The organism is Erwinia sp. AC075 (assembly GCF_979253995.1).
This window is the reverse complement of record NZ_CEEDEU010000001.1, coordinates 3,391,601-3,409,669: the sequence shown is the minus strand read 5'-3', so window position 1 is coordinate 3,409,669 and position 18,069 is coordinate 3,391,601. Positions and strand designations below refer to the sequence as shown.

General features: G+C 56.3%; 18 protein-coding genes. 8 read left to right on the top strand and 10 right to left on the bottom strand.

From position 1 onward, the window contains the following. Positions 1-50: 50 nt before the first annotated feature. The 4 genes from AC0IXH_RS16070 (at position 51) to AC0IXH_RS16055 (ending at position 2,784) form a co-directional block, all read left to right on the top strand. Entirely contained in the window at positions 51-665 is a 615-nt protein-coding gene (locus AC0IXH_RS16070) for a YitT family protein (protein ID WP_013200356.1), read from the top strand. Positions 666-712: 47 nt separating this feature from the next. Then, a complete protein-coding gene (locus AC0IXH_RS16065; RefSeq protein WP_013200357.1) occupies positions 713-1,906 on the top strand; it encodes an amino acid aminotransferase in 1,194 nt (397 codons plus the stop codon). Positions 1,907-1,944: 38 nt separating this feature from the next. Beyond that, positions 1,945-2,361, top strand: coding sequence for a secondary thiamine-phosphate synthase enzyme YjbQ (locus tag AC0IXH_RS16060; protein WP_013200358.1), 417 nt, complete (start codon positions 1,945-1,947; stop codon positions 2,359-2,361). Positions 2,362-2,451: 90 nt separating this feature from the next. Beyond that, complete coding sequence (locus AC0IXH_RS16055; RefSeq protein ID WP_013200359.1) at positions 2,452-2,784, top strand: MmcQ/YjbR family DNA-binding protein; 333 nt, start codon at positions 2,452-2,454, stop codon at positions 2,782-2,784. A gap of 3 nt (positions 2,785-2,787) precedes the next feature. On the opposite strand, the gene AC0IXH_RS16050 is transcribed toward AC0IXH_RS16055, so the two are convergent. The 6 genes from AC0IXH_RS16050 to AC0IXH_RS16025 form a co-directional block, all read right to left on the bottom strand. Then, positions 2,788-3,906, bottom strand: a complete 1,119-nt coding sequence (locus AC0IXH_RS16050) for a M20 family metallopeptidase (RefSeq protein ID WP_471720712.1) — start codon at positions 3,904-3,906, stop codon at positions 2,788-2,790. Between the two features lie 43 nt (positions 3,907-3,949). Beyond that, positions 3,950-4,705, bottom strand: a complete 756-nt coding sequence (locus AC0IXH_RS16045; protein WP_013200361.1) for a glutamine amidotransferase — start codon at positions 4,703-4,705, stop codon at positions 3,950-3,952. A gap of 12 nt (positions 4,706-4,717) precedes the next feature. Next, complete coding sequence (locus AC0IXH_RS16040) at positions 4,718-5,797, bottom strand: phosphotriesterase family protein (RefSeq protein ID WP_346595308.1); 1,080 nt, start codon at positions 5,795-5,797, stop codon at positions 4,718-4,720. A gap of 3 nt (positions 5,798-5,800) precedes the next feature. Continuing rightward, a complete protein-coding gene (locus AC0IXH_RS16035) occupies positions 5,801-6,802 on the bottom strand; it encodes an ABC transporter permease (protein ID WP_191907225.1) in 1,002 nt (333 codons plus the stop codon). 19 nt (positions 6,803-6,821) lie between these two features. After that, positions 6,822-7,568, bottom strand: a complete 747-nt coding sequence (locus AC0IXH_RS16030) for an ATP-binding cassette domain-containing protein (protein ID WP_162096478.1) — start codon at positions 7,566-7,568, stop codon at positions 6,822-6,824. A gap of 406 nt (positions 7,569-7,974) precedes the next feature. Next, positions 7,975-8,988, bottom strand: a complete 1,014-nt coding sequence (locus AC0IXH_RS16025; protein ID WP_162096471.1) for a LacI family DNA-binding transcriptional regulator — start codon at positions 8,986-8,988, stop codon at positions 7,975-7,977. A gap of 353 nt (positions 8,989-9,341) precedes the next feature. Between AC0IXH_RS16025 and AC0IXH_RS16020 the strand changes: the two genes are divergently transcribed. Next, a complete protein-coding gene (locus tag AC0IXH_RS16020; RefSeq protein ID WP_471721157.1) occupies positions 9,342-10,295 on the top strand; it encodes an ABC transporter substrate-binding protein in 954 nt (317 codons plus the stop codon). A gap of 36 nt (positions 10,296-10,331) precedes the next feature. On the opposite strand, the gene AC0IXH_RS16015 is transcribed toward AC0IXH_RS16020, so the two are convergent. Then, entirely contained in the window at positions 10,332-11,192 is an 861-nt protein-coding gene (locus AC0IXH_RS16015; protein ID WP_471720711.1) for a PfkB family carbohydrate kinase, read from the bottom strand. A gap of 27 nt (positions 11,193-11,219) precedes the next feature. On the opposite strand from AC0IXH_RS16015, the gene AC0IXH_RS16010 reads away from it, so the two are divergent. Continuing rightward, on the top strand, positions 11,220-12,065 hold the full coding sequence (locus tag AC0IXH_RS16010; protein ID WP_151038504.1) for a BtpA/SgcQ family protein: 846 nt from the start codon (positions 11,220-11,222) through the stop codon (positions 12,063-12,065). Then, positions 12,066-12,716: a TenA family protein gene (locus AC0IXH_RS16005; RefSeq protein WP_471720710.1), complete on the top strand. Its 651-nt coding sequence runs from the start codon at positions 12,066-12,068 to the stop codon at positions 12,714-12,716. It abuts the gene before it with no gap. Positions 12,717-12,824: 108 nt separating this feature from the next. On the opposite strand, the gene AC0IXH_RS16000 is transcribed toward AC0IXH_RS16005, so the two are convergent. The 3 genes from AC0IXH_RS16000 to AC0IXH_RS15990 all read right to left on the bottom strand — a co-directional run bounded on the left by AC0IXH_RS16000 (position 12,825) and on the right by AC0IXH_RS15990 (position 17,338). Further along, positions 12,825-13,880, bottom strand: a complete 1,056-nt coding sequence (locus tag AC0IXH_RS16000; protein WP_013200370.1) for an NAD(P)-dependent alcohol dehydrogenase — start codon at positions 13,878-13,880, stop codon at positions 12,825-12,827. Between the two features lie 374 nt (positions 13,881-14,254). Next, positions 14,255-17,086 carry an excinuclease ABC subunit UvrA gene (gene uvrA / locus AC0IXH_RS15995; protein WP_013200371.1) on the bottom strand — a complete coding sequence of 944 codons (2,832 nt, stop codon included), beginning with the start codon at positions 17,084-17,086 and terminating at the stop codon, positions 14,255-14,257. Positions 17,087-17,152: 66 nt separating this feature from the next. Continuing rightward, positions 17,153-17,338 carry a hypothetical protein gene (locus tag AC0IXH_RS15990; protein WP_471720709.1) on the bottom strand — a complete coding sequence of 62 codons (186 nt, stop codon included), beginning with the start codon at positions 17,336-17,338 and terminating at the stop codon, positions 17,153-17,155. A 52-nt stretch (positions 17,339-17,390) separates the two neighbouring features. Here AC0IXH_RS15990 and ssb1 point away from each other — a divergent pair, with 52 nt between their 5' ends. Beyond that, positions 17,391-17,939, top strand: a complete 549-nt coding sequence (ssb1, locus tag AC0IXH_RS15985; RefSeq protein ID WP_013200372.1) for a single-stranded DNA-binding protein SSB1 — start codon at positions 17,391-17,393, stop codon at positions 17,937-17,939. Positions 17,940-18,069: the final 130 nt, after the last annotated feature.

The window sequence follows — 18,069 nt, the reverse complement described above, 5'->3', positions numbered from 1 at the left end:
TGGTGCGATTTTTGCTATACCCAGAGACTATTTCTCTGAGAATCAGCACCATGGATAATGTCGTTTCCCCCACAAAAGTCCCCCACACCCTGGTTGAAGATGCGCTGGCGATCCTGTTTGGTACGCTGCTGGTCTCCTTTGGCATTACGCTGCTGAAAACGGCTGGTGCGTTAACCGGCAGCACTGCGGGCATCGCCTTCCTGATCAGTTACCTGACGCACACCTCTTTCGGCGTGGCCTTCTTTGTGATCAATCTGCCGTTCTACTGGCTGGCGGCAAGCCGCATGGGCTGGGCATTCACCCTGAAAACCTTCTGCGCGGTCGGGCTGGTTTCGCTGTTCACCCATTTACATCCGCTTTTCATCCACTTTTCCGCGTTGGATCCCTTTTACGCCACACTGTTCGGTAACGTGATAATGGGAATTGGGTTTATAGTGTTGTTTCGCCATAAAGCCAGCCTCGGCGGCATCAATATTCTGGCGTTATGGCTGCAGGATCGGTACGGTATTCGTGCCGGGAAGCTGCAAATGGGCGTCGATACCTGCGTGGTACTGGCGTCGTTATTTGTGGTTTCCATGCCGATGCTGGCCGCTTCAATCGTTGGCGCGCTGATCCTCAATCTGATCATTGCCATGAACCATCGCCCTGGCCGCTATTACGTCTGATAAGTTGTTAACCTACAGCACCACACCAATTAATGGAGATCTGCACCGTGTTTCAAAACGTTGATGCCTACGCTGGCGATCCAATTCTCTCCCTGATGGAGACGTTCAAGCAGGATACCCGACCGCAAAAGGTGAACCTGAGCATCGGCCTGTATTATGACGGCCACGGTGTGATCCCACAGCTGAAAGCCGTGGCGGAGGCGGAAGCGCGTCTGACGGCCCAGGCACAGAATGCCTCGGTGTACCTGCCGATGGATGGCCTGCCACCTTACCGTAGCGCGGTGGCTCCGTTACTGTTTGGGCAGGATCACCCGGCGCTGAAAGCCGGCCGCATCGCCACCATCCAGACGGTGGGCGGCTCTGGCGCGCTGAAAGTCGGTGCAGATTTTCTGAAAACCTACTTCCCTGGCTCGTCTGTGTGCGTCAGCGATCCGACCTGGGATAACCATGTGGCGATCTTCAGCGGTGCCGGATTCGAAGTCAGCACCTATCCGTGGTACGACGAAGCGACCAACGGCGTGAAGTTTGACCAGTTCATGGCCAAGCTGAACACCTTGCCCGCGCAGACCATCGTGTTGCTGCACCCGTGCTGCCACAACCCGACCGGTGCCGACCTGACAAACGCCCAGTGGGACAGCGTGACCGAAGTGCTGAAAACCCGCGATCTGATCCCGTTCCTCGACATCGCCTATCAGGGCTTTGGTGCCGGAATGGAAGAAGATGCCTACGCCATCCGCGTTATTGCCGCCGCAGGCTTGCCGGCGCTGGTCAGCAACTCCTTCTCTAAAATCTTCTCGCTGTACGGTGAGCGCGTTGGCGGTCTGTCAGTGGTCTGTGATGATGCGGAAGAAGCCTCTCGCGTGTTGGGCCAGCTGAAAGCGACCGTACGTCGCAACTACTCCAGCCCACCCAACTTCGGTGCCCAGGTGGTGTCCTGCGTGCTGAACGATGCTGAACTGAAAGCCAGCTGGCTGGCCGAAGTAGAAGAGATGCGCGTACGTATCTCCTCTATGCGTCAGGCGCTGGTTGACGCGTTGACCCAGGCGATGCCGGGTAAAAGCTTCGACTACCTGCTGAAGCAGCGTGGCATGTTCAGCTACACTGGCCTGAGCGCAGCACAGGTTGATCGCCTGCGTGAAGAGTTCGGCGTTTACCTGATCGCCAGCGGCCGCATGTGTGTCGCCGGGCTGAACAGCCAAAACGTTCACCAGGTGGCCGAAGCCATGGCTGCAGTAATGTAACTGCACGCCAGCACTCATTGAGTTAAAGGAACAAGACAATGTGGTATCAGCAGACGATTACCTTAAGCCCCAAATCTCGCGGATTTCATCTGGTTACCGAAGAGATCGTCGACGAGCTGCGGCGCTTGAGCGACGTGCAGGTTGGGCTGCTTCATCTGCTGCTACAACACACCTCCGCGTCTTTGACCCTGAATGAGAATTGCGACCCAACGGTGCGCAGCGATATGGAACAGCATTTCCTGCGCGCCGTGCCGGAAAACGCGCCTTACAAACACGATTATGAGGGGGCAGATGACATGCCCGCGCATATCAAGTCGTCGCTGTTAGGCACGTCGCTGCTATTGCCCATCAGTCGTGGGCGTTTGATGCTTGGCACGTGGCAGGGGATCTGGCTCGGTGAGCACCGCGTGCAGGGCGGATCGCGGCAGATTGTTGCCACGCTGCAAGGCGAATAAGTCGTCAGATACGCCAGATCGCCTATACTCACCTACCAACGCCGGGCAAAAAACCGACAACATTGCCAGGCTGAAAGGAGAATGTAAAAGATGAACGTATCGGATCTTCTGTCTTACTGTATGGATAAGCCAGGCGCGGAGCAAAGCGTGCACAGCGACTGGAAAGCGACGCAAATTAAAGTGGATGATGTGCTGTTTGCGCTGGTGCATGAGGTGGATGGCCGACCGGCCGTGGCGTTGAAAGCCACACCGGCGCTGGCCGATTTACTGCGTGAAGCGCATACCGACGTCCGTCCCAGCGACCATCTGAATAAGTCGCACTGGAGTACCGTCCTGTTGGACGGCACCTTAAAGGATTCGCAGATCTATTATCTGGTCGATGCCTCGCTGCAAAAAGCGCTGGATACCCGCGGCGCCCATTAAAATTCAGCCGTTTTGCCAGTCAACTATCAGCTGGCCATACAGCCTTTCCGCTTCGGCAAGGCGGCTCAGCAGGCAATACTCATCGGTCTGATGTGCCATGGTCGGCTCTCCTGGCCCCAAAATAATGCACGGCGGATTGCCCATTGCCGGCAACAGCAACGATGCATCGGTAAAGTAGGGGACGATTTTCGCCTCAATCGGCTGGTCGTGCAGCGGCTGACAACGCCGATACACGCCGGCAATCCAGCGGTTATCCTCTTCACTCAGCACCGCAGGCAGATCGACCAGCGTGGACACTATCACCTTTTCGCCCAGCGTGGTGGTGAGGTTCTGACGGATGGTGGCGTGCTGCAGATTGGGTGCGGTACGAATATCCACATCAAACTGCGTGCGGTCCGGCACCGAATTAATATTCAGCCCGCCCTGGATGCGGCCAACGTTAATTGTCGGCTTCTTCATCAGTGGATGAGGCGCGCCAGGCGTAAAACTCTGGATCTTGCCTAACGCTTCCGCCGCCAGATAAATGGCGTTGATCCCCAGCTCCGGCATCGCACCGTGCGCCGTTTTGCCCCGCGTTTCGCACCGTAACCACAACGCGCCTTTATGCCCAATCACCGGATAGTTAGCCGTGGGTTCACCGACGATCAATGCGCCCACCGCCGGCAGATCGCCAGCCGAAATCAGCGCTTTCGCCCCGTCACAGCCGGTTTCTTCTCCGCCGGTGAGCAGCAGTACCACGCCTGAACCCTTGCGGATCGTCGCCAGATTGCCCACGCAGGCCACGGCAAAAGCCGCCACGGCCGCTTTCATATCACTGGCGCCACGACCGTACAGACGATCCCCGTCGATCGACGATCCAAAAGGATCGCGCTGCCAGCGTTGATTGCCCAACGGCACGGTATCGAGATGGCCGGTGAAGCCCAGCGGATCGCCAGCGGTTTCGCCGACGATCCGCGCGATCAGGTTCACGCGATCCTCACCGAACCCGCTGAGCGTCACCTCAAAGCCATTGTCCTCCAGCCAGCCGGCAAAAAAGGCCATGCAGGCCGCTTCGTTGCCGGGCGGATTAATGGTATCGAAGCCCAGCAGGCGCTGGGCAAGCTGAAGCGTTCGATCGGTCATGCGCCGGACTCCTCAGGTGGGGACAGCAGGTTAGCCACGGCCATTATGCCTTCTCCGTCAGCCAGTCCAGACAGTTGACCCACAGCTGGCGATAGCCCGGCCAGGCGGCAAACTCCGTCGGCAGCCAGTGCGCAGACATATCGCTGGTCCAGACTAACGAGCGCCCTTGTTGATATTCGCGCACCGCGACCAGAGGATGCTCAGTGCCCGCGATGGTCGCCAGCAGCGTGCCTTCCGGATGCATCTCCACTTCGTTGTAGCCCAGCAGCCACGGCCAGTCGCCCGAAATATCGTTGAACACCGCGTGTGACTCTTTGATCTCCGGATAAATGCCTTCCGGCGATTCAATCCGGTCATCCCAGGCCAGGCAGCGAACCGGCAGTACCTTTTCCACCGCGGTGTTGCGATAGCGCGCGCCACCGTTGATCCCCTGGAAACTGTAATAGCCGCCAATCATCATCAGGCTGCCGCCGCCGGCAACATAATCGTGGATCAACGCCAGACGATTCGGCGTGCGCTGGCTTTTCAGCCAGGTATCGGGATGCAGCAACAGCGTATTGGCACCGATATCGGACAGGATAATCGCATCCCACTCCTGTAAGCCTGCCAGCGTCAGCGGAAAACTCACCGGCGCTTCATGGGCCGGCATATGCGTGATGGCGTAATCGCTGTCCGCCAGCGCGGTAAGAAAATCGGTGGCACCGTTGTGCCAGGTTGCCGTGGCGAACTGGTCGAAGCCCTTAACGTGTGTCGAGGTGCTGGTCCAGGATTCACCGACCAGCAGAATTTTCTTTGGCATTATTCTCTCCCTTTACCCGCCAAATACGCGCTGCGGGTTAGCAATCATTAATGTTTCAAGCTGCTCACCACTGACGCCATGGCGGCGCAGACGGGGAACGAAATGTTTAAGGATGTAGCCGTAACCGTGGCCGCCGTAGCGGGTCAGCATGGTTTTGAGAAAAACATCCTGCGACAGCAGAATTTGCTGAATAAAGCCGTCATCGATCAGCTCGCGGATCGCCCGCGCATTCTCTTCATCAGAAGGCGACTGCGCAGACTCATCGGCGTAGTAGTAGCTCATGCCGATCATGTCGTATTCCAGAAAGGCACCGCGCTGCGCCAGTTCACGCTGATAACGTTTGTCAGCAAAACTGGGGTTCATATGGCACAGCACGGTATGACGCAGATCGGCGCCTTCCTGTTCCAGAATATCCAGCACCTTATGGCCCAGTCGTTCCCAACCCGGCAGGTGCACCTCAATCGGCACGCCCGTTGCCGCGCTGGCCCGGCCGGCGGCCCGCAACGACTTCTCTTCATCGGCGGTAAAGCGGCTGGAAACGCCGATTTCGCCAATCAGACCGGCAATCACCTCCGGCTTTTCTTCCGCGCCGCCGACATCGTAAATCAGCTTTGCGGTCAGCTGTTCAACGGAGATAGTCTTCACCCATTCGGGATGCGAAGGTTCCAGATACAGGCCGGTGCCCATCACGATATTCAGCCCGGTCAGTCGGGAAATGCGTTGCAACGCTTTGGGATCGCGGCCGATGCCAATGTTGGTCGGGTCGATCACCGTCTGGCCGCCCAGCGCGCGGTACTTCATCAGCTCCTCGATGGCGACATCGACATCAAACAGCTGGCAGTTATCGCGGCTCATCAACGGGTTAAGCGACAGCTCGCCCAGATTTTCAATTTTGACCGGCATCTCGGCCACATGACGATCGCTACAGCAGCAAGGCGCCACCCACTTGCCGGACGCATCCAGCAGAATGTGTTCGTGCATCAGCGTCACGCCCATCTCACTCAGCGGCATCGGTCCCAATACGGTCATCACATGGCCACTGCTTACCCCAACGGGTAGGGGATCGGCATGGCGAAAAATAGACCCTTTCATCAGCTATCCTTTCGAGGGCGCGCGCGCCGGGTTAAGAATGCGGGTGTTCAGCCAAATCGCCAGCAGGATGATGGTGCCGGTGGCAATCTGGGTATAAAACGGCGAGATATGCGACAGGATCAAACCGTTCTGAATGATGGCAATCGACAGAGCACCCAGCAGCGTGCCGATAATGGTGCCAAAGCCACCAAACAGGCTGGTACTGCCCAGCACCACCGCGGCAATCACCTGCAATTCAAAGCCTTCGCCCTGGTTTGAGGAACCGCTGCCCAGACGCGCGGTGATAATCATCCCGGCCAGTGCCGCCGCCATGCCGCTGATCATATAGACGCGCATCGTTACCGCTTTGGTGTTGATCCCGCTGCGGCGTGCGCCTTCGGTGTTGGCACCAATGGCGGTGACGTAACGGCCAAAGCGCATATGATTCAGCACAATATGACCGACAAGCAGCACCACGATGCCAATCAATGCCGGCATCGGAATGCCTACAACCCACGCGCGGCCCATCAAGGTAAACGGGCTGTCAGCCGGAATCGGAATCGAATAGCCCTGGGTGATCAGCAGCGCCACCCCGCGCACCACTGCCAGCGTGGCGAGAGTGACGATAAAGGCGGGAATGCCTTCGTAAGCAATAAAGAAGCCGTTGATCGCCCCAACCAGCGCGCCGAGCATCAGGCCGCCAATCAGCACCACCGGCCAGGGCAGTCCCCAGCTATTCAGGGCAATGGCCGACAGCGCGCCAACCAGCGCCAGCGTGGAGCCGACCGACAGATCGATACCGCCAGTGGTGATCACCAGCGTCATTGCGGTGGCGACAATCAGCAGCGGGGCGCTCTGACGGATAATATTCAGCCAGTTGGTACTGCTGAGAAAGTTGCTGGTGATAAACGAGAACACCACGCAACAGAAGATGAAAAACAGCGCGATACTGACCACGCCAGAATGGCTGTGCAGCAGGCGACGCGGCAGCGAATGCCGGATCATGCGTGTACCGCTTAAATTGATCATACTCATCCCGTTTACCTCAGTGCGCGGCGGCAGAATGTGCGGTGAATTTCTCGCCGACAATCAGGTTAACGATATCGCTGAGGCTGGTATCAGCCACCTGACGATCCGCCACGTTGGTGCCTTCGTACATCACCATGATGCGGTCACAGACCAGGAACAGATCCTGCAATCGGTGGGTGACCAGAATAACGCTGACGCCACGCGCGCTGACGCGCCGGATCAGTTCGAGTACCGCTTCCACTTCGGCCACCGCCAGCGCGGCGGTCGGTTCGTCCATGATCAGTACCTTTGGCTCAAAGGCGGCCGCGCGGGCAATGGCAATCGCCTGGCGCTGACCGCCGGAGAGATTGCGCACCAGCAGGCGGGTATCCGGAATCGAAATGCCCAATCCTTTCAGCATTTCCCGCGCATCGGCATGCATTTTTGCCTGGTCGAGAAACGGGATGCCCAGCAGATGCTTCAGCGGTTCGCGGCCCATAAACAGATTTCCGGCCACGTCAACGGTGTCGCACAGCGACAGATCCTGATAAACCATTTCGATATGACACCGGCGGGCGTCCGCCGGATTGGTAAAGTGCATCTCTTCACCATCAATGCGGATCGCGCCACTGGTGGGCACCACCGCGCCGGAAAGCACTTTGGTCAGCGTGGATTTCCCCGCGCCGTTATCACCCACCAGGCCCAACACTTCACCCGGCGCCAGCTTGAGGTTCACCCCGCGCAGCGAGCGGATCGCACCGTAGGTCTTGGTGATATTGACCATTTCTACCCGCGCTCTGGCAGGCTGTGGCTGTTGCATCGTTGACTCCCATCGCAGTTCGTTTATGAGGGAAAACCCTCTCGCCAGACATCGATTACCCGGGACGGTGATGGCCGAAAAGGGTTCCGCTGGTCGCGGTCTACTTCTTGTAAACCGGTTTACCTGAACAGCGGAACTGTCTCCAGTGCACATCGGGACAAAACGCTAACTATTTGTTCGCCACTGATGACTAAGCAGCTTCCATGCCAGGCTTGTGAGGAGGGCGGAGAGAGGATTTCTAATTGGCTGTAATCTAATGGGATAATTTTAAATGTATCGGTAAACCGGTTTACCAGATAACTCATCGCCTGAAAGGGTTGAACAGTTTTTGCGCCAAAGTTGTGCGATTACTGCGCTATTTTGGACCGGGCTAACGTGATTGAATGGAATCGCGTCCAATCCAGGTGACCGGCAGGCGGGTTTCGGCAGGGACATTTTCCTCGCCTTTTAGCAGCCGCAGCATCAGGCTGACCGCGGTTCTGCCCAGTTCCCGTGCGGGTTGGCGAATGGTGGAAATGCGCGGTTGGGTGAAATCGGCGTAGCTGGCGTCATCGAAGCCAACCAGCGATAAATCCTCTGGTGCACGCAGGCCCAGTTCCCGCAAACCATCTAACAAACCGAGCACCAGAAAATCACTGGCGGCAAAGATCGCCGTCGGGCGGATCGCCTTGCTGAACAGCGTGTGCAGCGCCTGCTGACCGAACTCGCGCTGATATTCGCCGTACATCACCCACTCTGGCGGACAGTGCAAACCGGCCTGCGCCAGCGCGGTGCAAAAACCCTGGTAACGTTCGCGCACGCTCATCAGCTCATCGGGCCCGCCGATAAAGGCGATCTGCTGGTGGCCAGCGGCGATCAGCTGTTGGGTGGCGATAAAGCCACCCTGAACGTTGTCGGCAAACACCTTTGGTACCTTGCTGCCGGGGATATCTTCATCCAGCAGGACAATGCGCTGGTGGCGCTGGATCTCACGACATAACAGGCCGTTATCCGGGCGGTTAGTGGTAAACAGCAGGCCATCAACCTGGCAGGTATCCAGCCAGCGAATAAACTGCGTTTCTTTTTCGGGATTGTTCCGGGTGATGCACAGCACCAGGCTGTAACCGTGTTCGAAAGCGGCTTCTTCCGCCGCATCGGCCAGTTCGGCAAAAAAGGGGTTGGTAATATCCGGCAGCACCAGGCCGAGCGTTTCGCTGCCGCCTTTACTCAGCCGGCGGGCGAGGCTGTTTCCGCGATAATCCAGCTCGGCAATCGCGGATTCAATGCGCGCAATGGTCTCTTGTGGCAGCACAATACTGTTATTCAGATAGCGGGAAACCGTCGCTTTCGACAGTCCCGCATGGGATGCCACATCGGAGAGCAAAACGCGTTTTTTAATCATCATGCCGGCCACATCAGAAAAAGAAGGGTATCTGTAACATAGTTAAGCGCCGCTGTTATACCCTTTTCGCTGCAATTCGCGCTGGCAAAAATAGCGCTTGACAAAAAAACGGCCAGAGAGAATTGTAATAGGCAGTTTACCTGCATGACCCGGGAAGAGATTCCCACCCGTTTAAGAGACATTTTATCCCTGCACCGAAATGGACCGGCTGCCTAAATGTTTTTTTCACGGTTTCACCTTAACGCCCCATTTCTACCGGGTGTTTACGCCATCACGCTACTATTTGCCCTGCCATCCATAATTCCGCCCGGTGTATTTTACGCCGAGGTAGAGATTTACTCCCATTGAGGATCATGATGATGGTTTTTAACACCGGAAAATTGCGAATTGTAGCCCTGACAACCGTTTTACTGGCTTCTGGCAGTTATATGACCTCGGCGCTGGCAGCAGCACCGACTTATGCATTAGTGCAGATTAATCAGCAGGCGTTGTTTTTCAACCTGATGAATAAAGGTGCGCAAGACGCGGCGAAAGCCAGCGGCAAAGATCTGGTGATCTTTAACGCCACGGATAATCCCGTTGCTCAGAATGATGCCATCGAAAACTATATTCAGCAGGGCGTGAAGGGCATATTAGTCGATGCGATTGATGTGAACGGTATTATGCCGGCAATTAAAGAAGCCGCAGCGGCGAAAATCCCGGTGATCGCCATTGATGCCGTGCTGCCAGACGGTCCTCAGGCCGCGCAGGTGGGCGTGGACAACATCGAAGGCGGCAAAATCCTTGGCCGATACTTCGTTGATTACGTTAAAAAAGACATGGGTGGTAAGGCACGCGTCGGCATCGTCGGTGCGCTGAACTCGGCTATTCAGAATGACCGTCAGAAAGGCTTTGAAGAGACGATTAAAAGCAATAAACAGATTACCGTTGCGGACGTGGTCGATGGCCAGAATATTCAAGACAACGCGATGACCGCGGCGGAAAACCTGATCACCGGTAACCCGGATATCACCGCAATTTATGCCACAGGTGAACCGGCGCTGCTTGGCGCGATTGCGGCGGTAGAAAACCAGGGTCGCCAGAAAGATATCAAAGTCTTTGGCTGGGATCTGACCGCGAAAGCCATCAGCGGCATTGATGGTGGCTACGTCACCGCGGTATTGCAGCAGGATCCGCAGAAGATGGGCGAAGAAGCGTTAAAAGCCCTGAATGAGATTACCGCCGGTAAAACGGTACCGAAGCGTATTTTGGTGCCGGCAACCGTGGTCACCAAAGACAATGTCGGTCCCTATCGCACGCTGTTTAAATAAGGCTGAAGGCCCACATGAAACTGTGGGCCCTGCAGTTTAGTTTTGCAGTAAGGCGGTCAGTTCGCTGATGCTGGGGAACGCGCTGTAGGTTCCGGCACGGCTAACGGTAATGGCAGCCGCCTGACTGGCGTGAGTGAGTGCTAACTTATCAATCTCTGTATGACGCAGCAACGCAGAGGCCAGCATCACTGCCAGAAAGGTATCGCCAGCGCCGGTACTGTCGACAGCCGTCACCGCGATTGCGCGACAAAACGCTTCGTTATCAGGGGCTTTGAGCAACGCGCCCTGTGAACCGTGAGTGACCACTAACGTTTTGACCCCTTCTGGCTTCAGCAGCGCCGCTTCATGCTGATTGAGGACGGCAATATCGACCAGAGACCAGAGCTCAGCGAAGGCGGCTTTGACCGGTGAAGGGTTAAACACGGTGATCATGCCACGGGCCTTGGCGAACGCGAACAGGCCACGGGTTTTCTCAACGGAGAAATTACCCTGTTGCAGCAAAACGTCACCGGGCTGGGCGGCAGAAAGCGCCTGCGTAATCCCGGTGAGCGATAATGAATCCGCCGCGGTGGTGGTGGTGATAATGGCATTATCACCGTCGGCGCTATTGAAAATAATTGAGGTATCACTGTGACAAGGGAATAACGTGTCAGGCAACAGTTGCAGCGGTTCAGCGAGCATCTGCTCTTTGATCCACTTGCCATTACTGTCATTTCCGATCGCGGCAACTAACGTCGTTTCTATGCCGCAGCGGGAAAGTAATATTGCCTGATTAGCGCCTTTGCCACCGATATCTTGTGACATTTTATTGCCATGAATGGATGAGCCTTTTGTGGGAATATCGGGAATTGACCAGATTTCATCGACGGCTATATTCCCGGTGACATAAACACGCATAGTGTTTCCTTGAACAGGATGAAGAAGATGGTTTCTATATCAGCAGGAAAAACAGACGCAATACAAGCTATTTTTTCACGTAAGAAAGTGGTCATTGGTGTTATTCATTGTGACCCTTTTCCCGGCACGCCGAAATACAGAGGGAAAACAATCGGGGATATTATTGAGCGTGCGTTACGCGATGCGGATAATTATGTTTCCGGCGGCGTTCATGGCCTGATAATTGAAAACCACGGCGATATTCCTTTTTCTAAACCGGAAGATATCGGCCCGGAAACGGCGGCGCTGATGGCAGTGATCACCGAAAAGGTGCGCACCCGTTTTAACGTGCCGTTAGGCATCAACGTGCTGGCAAATGCGGCGATCCCTGCGCTGGCTACCGCGCTTGCCGGCGGCGCCGACTTTATCCGCGTCAATCAATGGGCCAACGCCTACATCGCCAACGAAGGCTTTATCGAAGGTGCGGCGGCCAAAGCGCTGCGCTATCGCAGCCAGCTGCGCGCTGAACACATCAAGGTCTTTGCCGACAGCCACGTTAAGCATGGCAGCCATGCCATCGTCGCCGACCGCTCAATTCAGGAACTGACCCGTGACGTCGACTTCTTTGAAGCCGATGCGGTGATCGCCACCGGTCAGCGCACTGGCGACAGCGCCACGCTGAGCGAAATTGATGAGATCCGCGGGGCCACCGAATTGCCGCTGCTGGTGGGATCGGGCGTTACGCCGGATAACGTTGGCCAGATCCTGTCGCGTACCCAGGGCGTGATCGTCGCCAGCGCGCTGAAGGTGGATGGCGTCTGGTGGAATGAGGTTGAGCTGGCGCGGGTGAAGCATTTTATGGCTGCGGCGGCGTCCGTGTTGGAGGGCGAATAGATGGAAACCTTCAGCGATCGTTTGCTGCGGGAGCATCAGGGAGCCTGGCATGAGATGCAGCAGCATCGCTTTGTCTGCGAGATTGAGCAGGACGTTTTGTCTGCCGACGTTTTCAATCGCTACCTGGTGTTTGAAGGTAACTTTGTCGCCACCGCCATCGCCATCTTCGCGCTGGGCGTCAGTAAAGCGCCCGATATTCGTCAGCAGCGCTGGTTGATCGGCGTGCTGAATGCGCTGGTCGATACGCAGATTGCCTGGTTTGACACGGTGCTGGCCAAACGGCAGGTCAATCCGGCCGGTTATACGGACGATCTGCCTGGCGTCAGACGATTTCGCGACGGCATGCTGAACGTAGCCCAGCGCGGCAGCTATGAAGAGATCATCACCTTGATGTTCGGCGCGGAGTGGATGTATTACCACTGGTGCAAGCGCGTCAGCCTGAAAACGCAATCCGATGAAGATGTGCGACGGTGGATTGAGCTGCACGCGGAAGAGGAATTTTTCCTGCAGGCCAGCTGGTTAAAAACGGAGTTGGATCGCTGTGCGGCACAACTGAGCGCCGAGCAGAAATTCGCGCTGTCTGACCTGTATGGCAAGGTACTGAAGTGGGAAATTGATTTCCATAGCGCCGCCTATGCGGAAGCAAGCTGACGGGCGAGGGAGTGTCCGGCGGTTCAGACGCAAAAAAGGGCGGAAACCCTTCCGCCCTTTCTTTATTATCCGGCCACTACAATCTGAGGCCGGTTGTGCCCATCGGCCTTACTGGTTGCGTAAGGTATCGATGTCGATCACAAAGCGGTATTTCACATCGCTTTTCAGCATACGTTCGTAGGCGTCGTTCACTTCATCCATCTTGATCATTTCGATATCAGAGGTGATGTTGTGCTTACCGCAGAAATCCAGCATCTCCTGCGTTTCTTTAATGCCACCGATCAGAGAACCGGCCACGCTACGACGTTTGAACACCAGGTTAACCACCTGGGGTGCCGGGTGGTCATGTTCTGGCACGCCGACCAGGGTCATGGTGCCATCGCGACGCAGCAGGGTGATGAACTGGTTCAGATCGTGCTGAGCGGCAACGGTGTTGAGAATAAAGTCGAAGCTGTTGGTGTGCGCCGCCATCTGCTCAGGATCTTTGGAAATGACCACTTCATCTGCGCCCAGGCGCTTGCCGTCTTCGATTTTAGAGGGCGAAGTGGTGAACAGCACCACATGTGCGCCCATCGCATGGGCAATTTTCACGCCCATGTGACCCAGGCCGCCGAGACCAACGATACCGACTTTCTTACCCGGACCGACTTTCCAGTGGTGCAGAGGCGAGAAGGTGGTGATGCCCGCACACAGCAGTGGCGCTGCGCCAGCCGGATCCAGGTTCTCAGGAATACGCAGCACGAAGTCTTCGTTAACGATTACCTGAGTGGAGTAACCGCCGTAGGTGATGTCGCCGGAAATGCGGTCTTCGCCGTTATACGTGCCGGTGAAACCGTTTTCACAGTACTGCTCCAGGTCTTCTTTACAGCTGTCGCACTCGCGACAGGAATCAACCAGACAGCCAACGCCAACTAAATCGCCCACTTTATATTTATGGGTGTGTCCGCCAACAGCGGTAACACGGCCGACGATTTCATGACCAGGGACGACAGGAAAAATGGTGTTTTTCCACTCGTTACGGGCCTGATGCAGATCCGAGTGGCAGACGCCACAGAACATAACTTCAATCTGGACATCGTGTTCACGCAGTTCGCGCGGCTGGAACTCAAACGGAGCCAGCTTTGATTTGGCGTCCTGTGCGGCATAAGCATGCGTAATATTCATGGTGTCTCCAGTCATTGAAAGTGTTTAGAACTTATTGCTTAGAGGATGTTCTGACAGACCGTGCTGGCAGAATCGGTGTAGGGAGTCGAGCCCATTAAGGATAGTTAGCTATTGGCAAAGGGGGTATGCCGGAACCTGTCTAAATCTTGCCTGATCCTGCAGGATTTGCTCTGAAGCGGCAAAAGGAAGGGGAAAAGGACGCTAATTTGTTGCTGAGTGTGGAGTTTATTTCTTCATGTAAATCAAATAAAACTGTCATCCGCCCGGCGGACGGCGGCGAAAAAAACAAGGGGCGATGAAATCCGCCCCTTGCTCACACTTTGCCCGAACTGTCCTGAATCTCCCGCTTATCCTTGCGATAAACGGCAGCTAGCTTAATCCAGATTCAACAGCGGTTTCAGGAAGCGTGCGGTGTGCGACTCTTTGCACATTGCGACCGTTTCCGGCGTGCCGGAGGCGAGGATCATCCCGCCGCCGCTGCCGCCTTCCGGACCCAGATCGACAATCCAGTCCGCGGTTTTGATCACATCAAGGTTGTGCTCAATCACCACGATGGTGTTACCCTGGTCGCGCAGCTGATGCAGCACTTCCAGCAACTGCTGAATATCCGCGAAGTGCAAACCGGTGGTCGGCTCATCAAGGATATACAGCGTCTGGCCGGTACCGCGCTTGGAGAGTTCTCTCGCCAGCTTCACGCGCTGCGCTTCACCGCCCGAAAGGGTGGTCGCCGACTGGCCCAGTCGGATATAAGACAGGCCGACGTCCATCAGCGTTTGCAGCTTACGCGCCAGTGCAGGCACGGCATCAAAGAACTCGCGGGCTTCTTCAATGGTCATTTCCAGCACTTCGTGAATGTTCTTGCCTTTGTACTTCACTTCCAGCGTTTCACGGTTATAGCGCTTGCCTTTGCACTGGTCGCACGGCACATAAATGTCCGGTAAAAAGTGCATCTCTACCTTGATCACACCGTCGCCCTGACAGGCTTCGCAGCGGCCGCCACGGACGTTAAAGCTGAAACGTCCAGGCGTGTACCCGCGCGTACGGGATTCCGGCACGCCGGCAAACAGTTCACGCACCGGGGTGAAAATACCGGTGTAGGTGGCCGGGTTCGAGCGCGGCGTACGGCCAATCGGGCTCTGGTCGATATCGATAACCTTATCGAAGTTTTCCATGCCGGTGATATCGCGATACGGTGCCGCTTCGGCGATGGTCGCCCCGTTCAGCTGACGCTGGGCAATCGGGAACAGCGTATCGTTGATCAGCGTGGATTTACCGGAACCGGAGACGCCAGTAATGCAGCTGAATAACCCGACCGGCAGCGACAGCGTCACATCCTTCAGGTTGTTGCCCTTCGCGCCGGTCAGCTTCAGCACTTTACTCGGATCGGCCTTCACGCGTTCTTTCGGGATGGCGATACCGCGCTTGCCGCTAAGGTACTGACCGGTCAGAGATTCCTCCACCGCCATAATGTCATCAACGGTGCCTTCCGCCACCACCTGGCCGCCATGCACACCGGCACCGGGCCCGATATCAATTACATGGTCTGCGGCGCGGATCGCATCTTCATCATGCTCAACCACAATCACCGTATTACCGAGATCGCGCAGATGCACCAGCGTTTCCAGCAGGCGTTCGTTATCGCGCTGATGCAGACCGATTGACGGCTCATCCAGCACGTACATTACGCCGACCAGGCCCGCACCAATCTGGCTTGCCAGACGGATACGCTGCGCTTCACCACCGGACAGCGTGTCGGCGGAGCGTGACATCGAAAGGTAGTTCAGACCGACGTTGACCAGGAACTTCAGGCGGTCGCCAATCTCTTTCAGCACTTTTTCAGCAATCTGCGCACGCTGGCCGCTCAGCTTCATGTTCTGGAAGAACTCCATCGCATGACCAATGCTCATATCGGAAATGGTCGGCAGCGTGGTGTTTTCAACAAACACGTGGCGCGCTTCGCGCTTCAAACGGGTGCCGTGGCAGCTGGTGCAGGAGCGGTTGCTGATAAATTTCGCCAGATCTTCGCGCACGGCGGAAGATTCGGTCTCTTTATAGCGGCGCTCCATATTGTGCAGCACGCCTTCAAACGGATGGCGACGCACCGAGGTGTCGCCGCGATCGTTGATGTACTTAAATTCGATGGTTTCTTTACCGGAGCCGAACAGGATCACCTGACGGGCATGATCTTCCAGCGACTCAAACGGCGATTCGATATCAAATTTCAGGTGCTCCGCCAGCGAGCGCAGCATCTGGAAGTAATAGAAGTTACGGCGATCCCAACCACGGATTGCGCCGCCCGCCAGCGACAGCTCAGGATTCTGTACCACCCGGTCAGGATCGAAATACTGCTGCACGCCCAGGCCATCACAGGTTGGGCAGGCACCGGCCGGGTTGTTAAAGGAGAACAGGCGCGGTTCGAGTTCGGTCATGCTGTAGCCACAGACCGGACAGGCGAAGTTCGCGGAGAACACCAGCTCTTCCGCTTTTTCATCGTCCATATCCGCCACCACGGCGGTGCCACCGGAGAGCTCCAGCGCCGTTTCGAACGATTCAGCCAGCCGCTGCTGCAGATCTTCACGCACCTTAAAGCGGTCGACGACCACTTCAATGGTGTGTTTCTTTTGCAGTTCCAGCTTCGGCGGATCGGAAAGATCGCACACTTCCCCATCGATACGGGCGCGGATATAGCCCTGCGAGGCCAGATTTTCCAGCGTTTTAGTGTGTTCGCCCTTACGCTCTTTCACGATCGGCGCCAGCAGCATCAGCCGGCGGCCTTCTGGCAGCGCCAGCACGTTATCCACCATCTGGCTGACGGTCTGTGCCGCCAGCGGAATGTCATGATCCGGGCAGCGCGGCTCGCCGACGCGGGCAAACAGCAGGCGCAGGTAGTCATGAATTTCAGTGATGGTGCCCACGGTGGAACGCGGGTTGTGTGAGGTGGATTTCTGTTCGATCGAAATGGCTGGCGACAAACCTTCGATATGATCGACATCCGGTTTCTCCATCAGCGAGAGAAACTGGCGCGCATAGGCCGACAGGGATTCTACATAGCGGCGTTGCCCCTCGGCGTACAGCGTATCAAACGCCAGCGAGGACTTACCGGAACCTGACAAGCCGGTGACAACGATCAGTTTGTCGCGCGGGATGGTCAGGTTGATATTTTTCAAATTATGGGTGCGTGCACCCCGTACTTCGATCTTATCCATTCACAATTCCCGGATTAACACAGATCTCACCATGCCGGTCCGGCATGGCCAGAATTAAGCCTGTAATTATGGCACAAAATAACCTGATTGGATATCCAGTGTTTTGCCGAAAGCACTCAGCAGGATCCTGATGCAGGCTGCGACCTGGCCGTAAAAAATCTCGATCCTGCTCAGGCCGCAATCTGCAACGGCGCAAGCGTGATAAAGGCCTTTGAGATCCGGATCTGAAAGTAGGATCTCAGGGAGTGGCATGTTAGAATTTCCGGCTTAGACTTAAAGCAGAACAATTATCGGAGACTCGAACATGGCCAGCAGAGGCGTAAACAAAGTGATCCTGGTGGGCAACCTGGGTCAAGATCCGGAAGTCCGCTACATGCCTAATGGCGGCGCCGTTGCCAACATCACGCTGGCCACGTCCGAAAGCTGGCGTGACAAGCAAACCGGCGAAACCAAAGAAAAAACCGAATGGCACCGCGTTGTGCTGTTTGGCAAACTGGCGGAAGTCGCGGCAGAGTACCTGCGTAAAGGTTCTCAGGTGTATATCGAAGGCGCACTGCAGACCCGTAAATGGACTGACCAGGCTGGCGTTGAGAAGTACACCACCGAAGTGGTCGTCAACGTTGGCGGCACCATGCAGATGCTGGGTGGACGTCAGGGTGGCGGTGCAGGCGCACCGGCTGGCGGCGGCGGTCAGGGCAGCAACAACGGCTGGGGCCAGCCACAGCAGCCACAGAGCGGCGGCAACCAGTTCAGCGGCGGCCAGCAGGCACGTCCGCAGGCTCAGCCACAGCAGAACAGCGCGCCGGCTAACAACGAGCCACCAATGGACTTCGACGACGATATCCCATTCTGATTTCAGAATGTCGTTGAACCTCTCATAAAAACCCCGCTCCGGCGGGGTTTTTTTATGCCTGCGCGACCAGCTTTCTCCCCGTATCCCTCTGCTTTCCCTCGCCTTACATTCTGTTACGTAATCGCAGTGA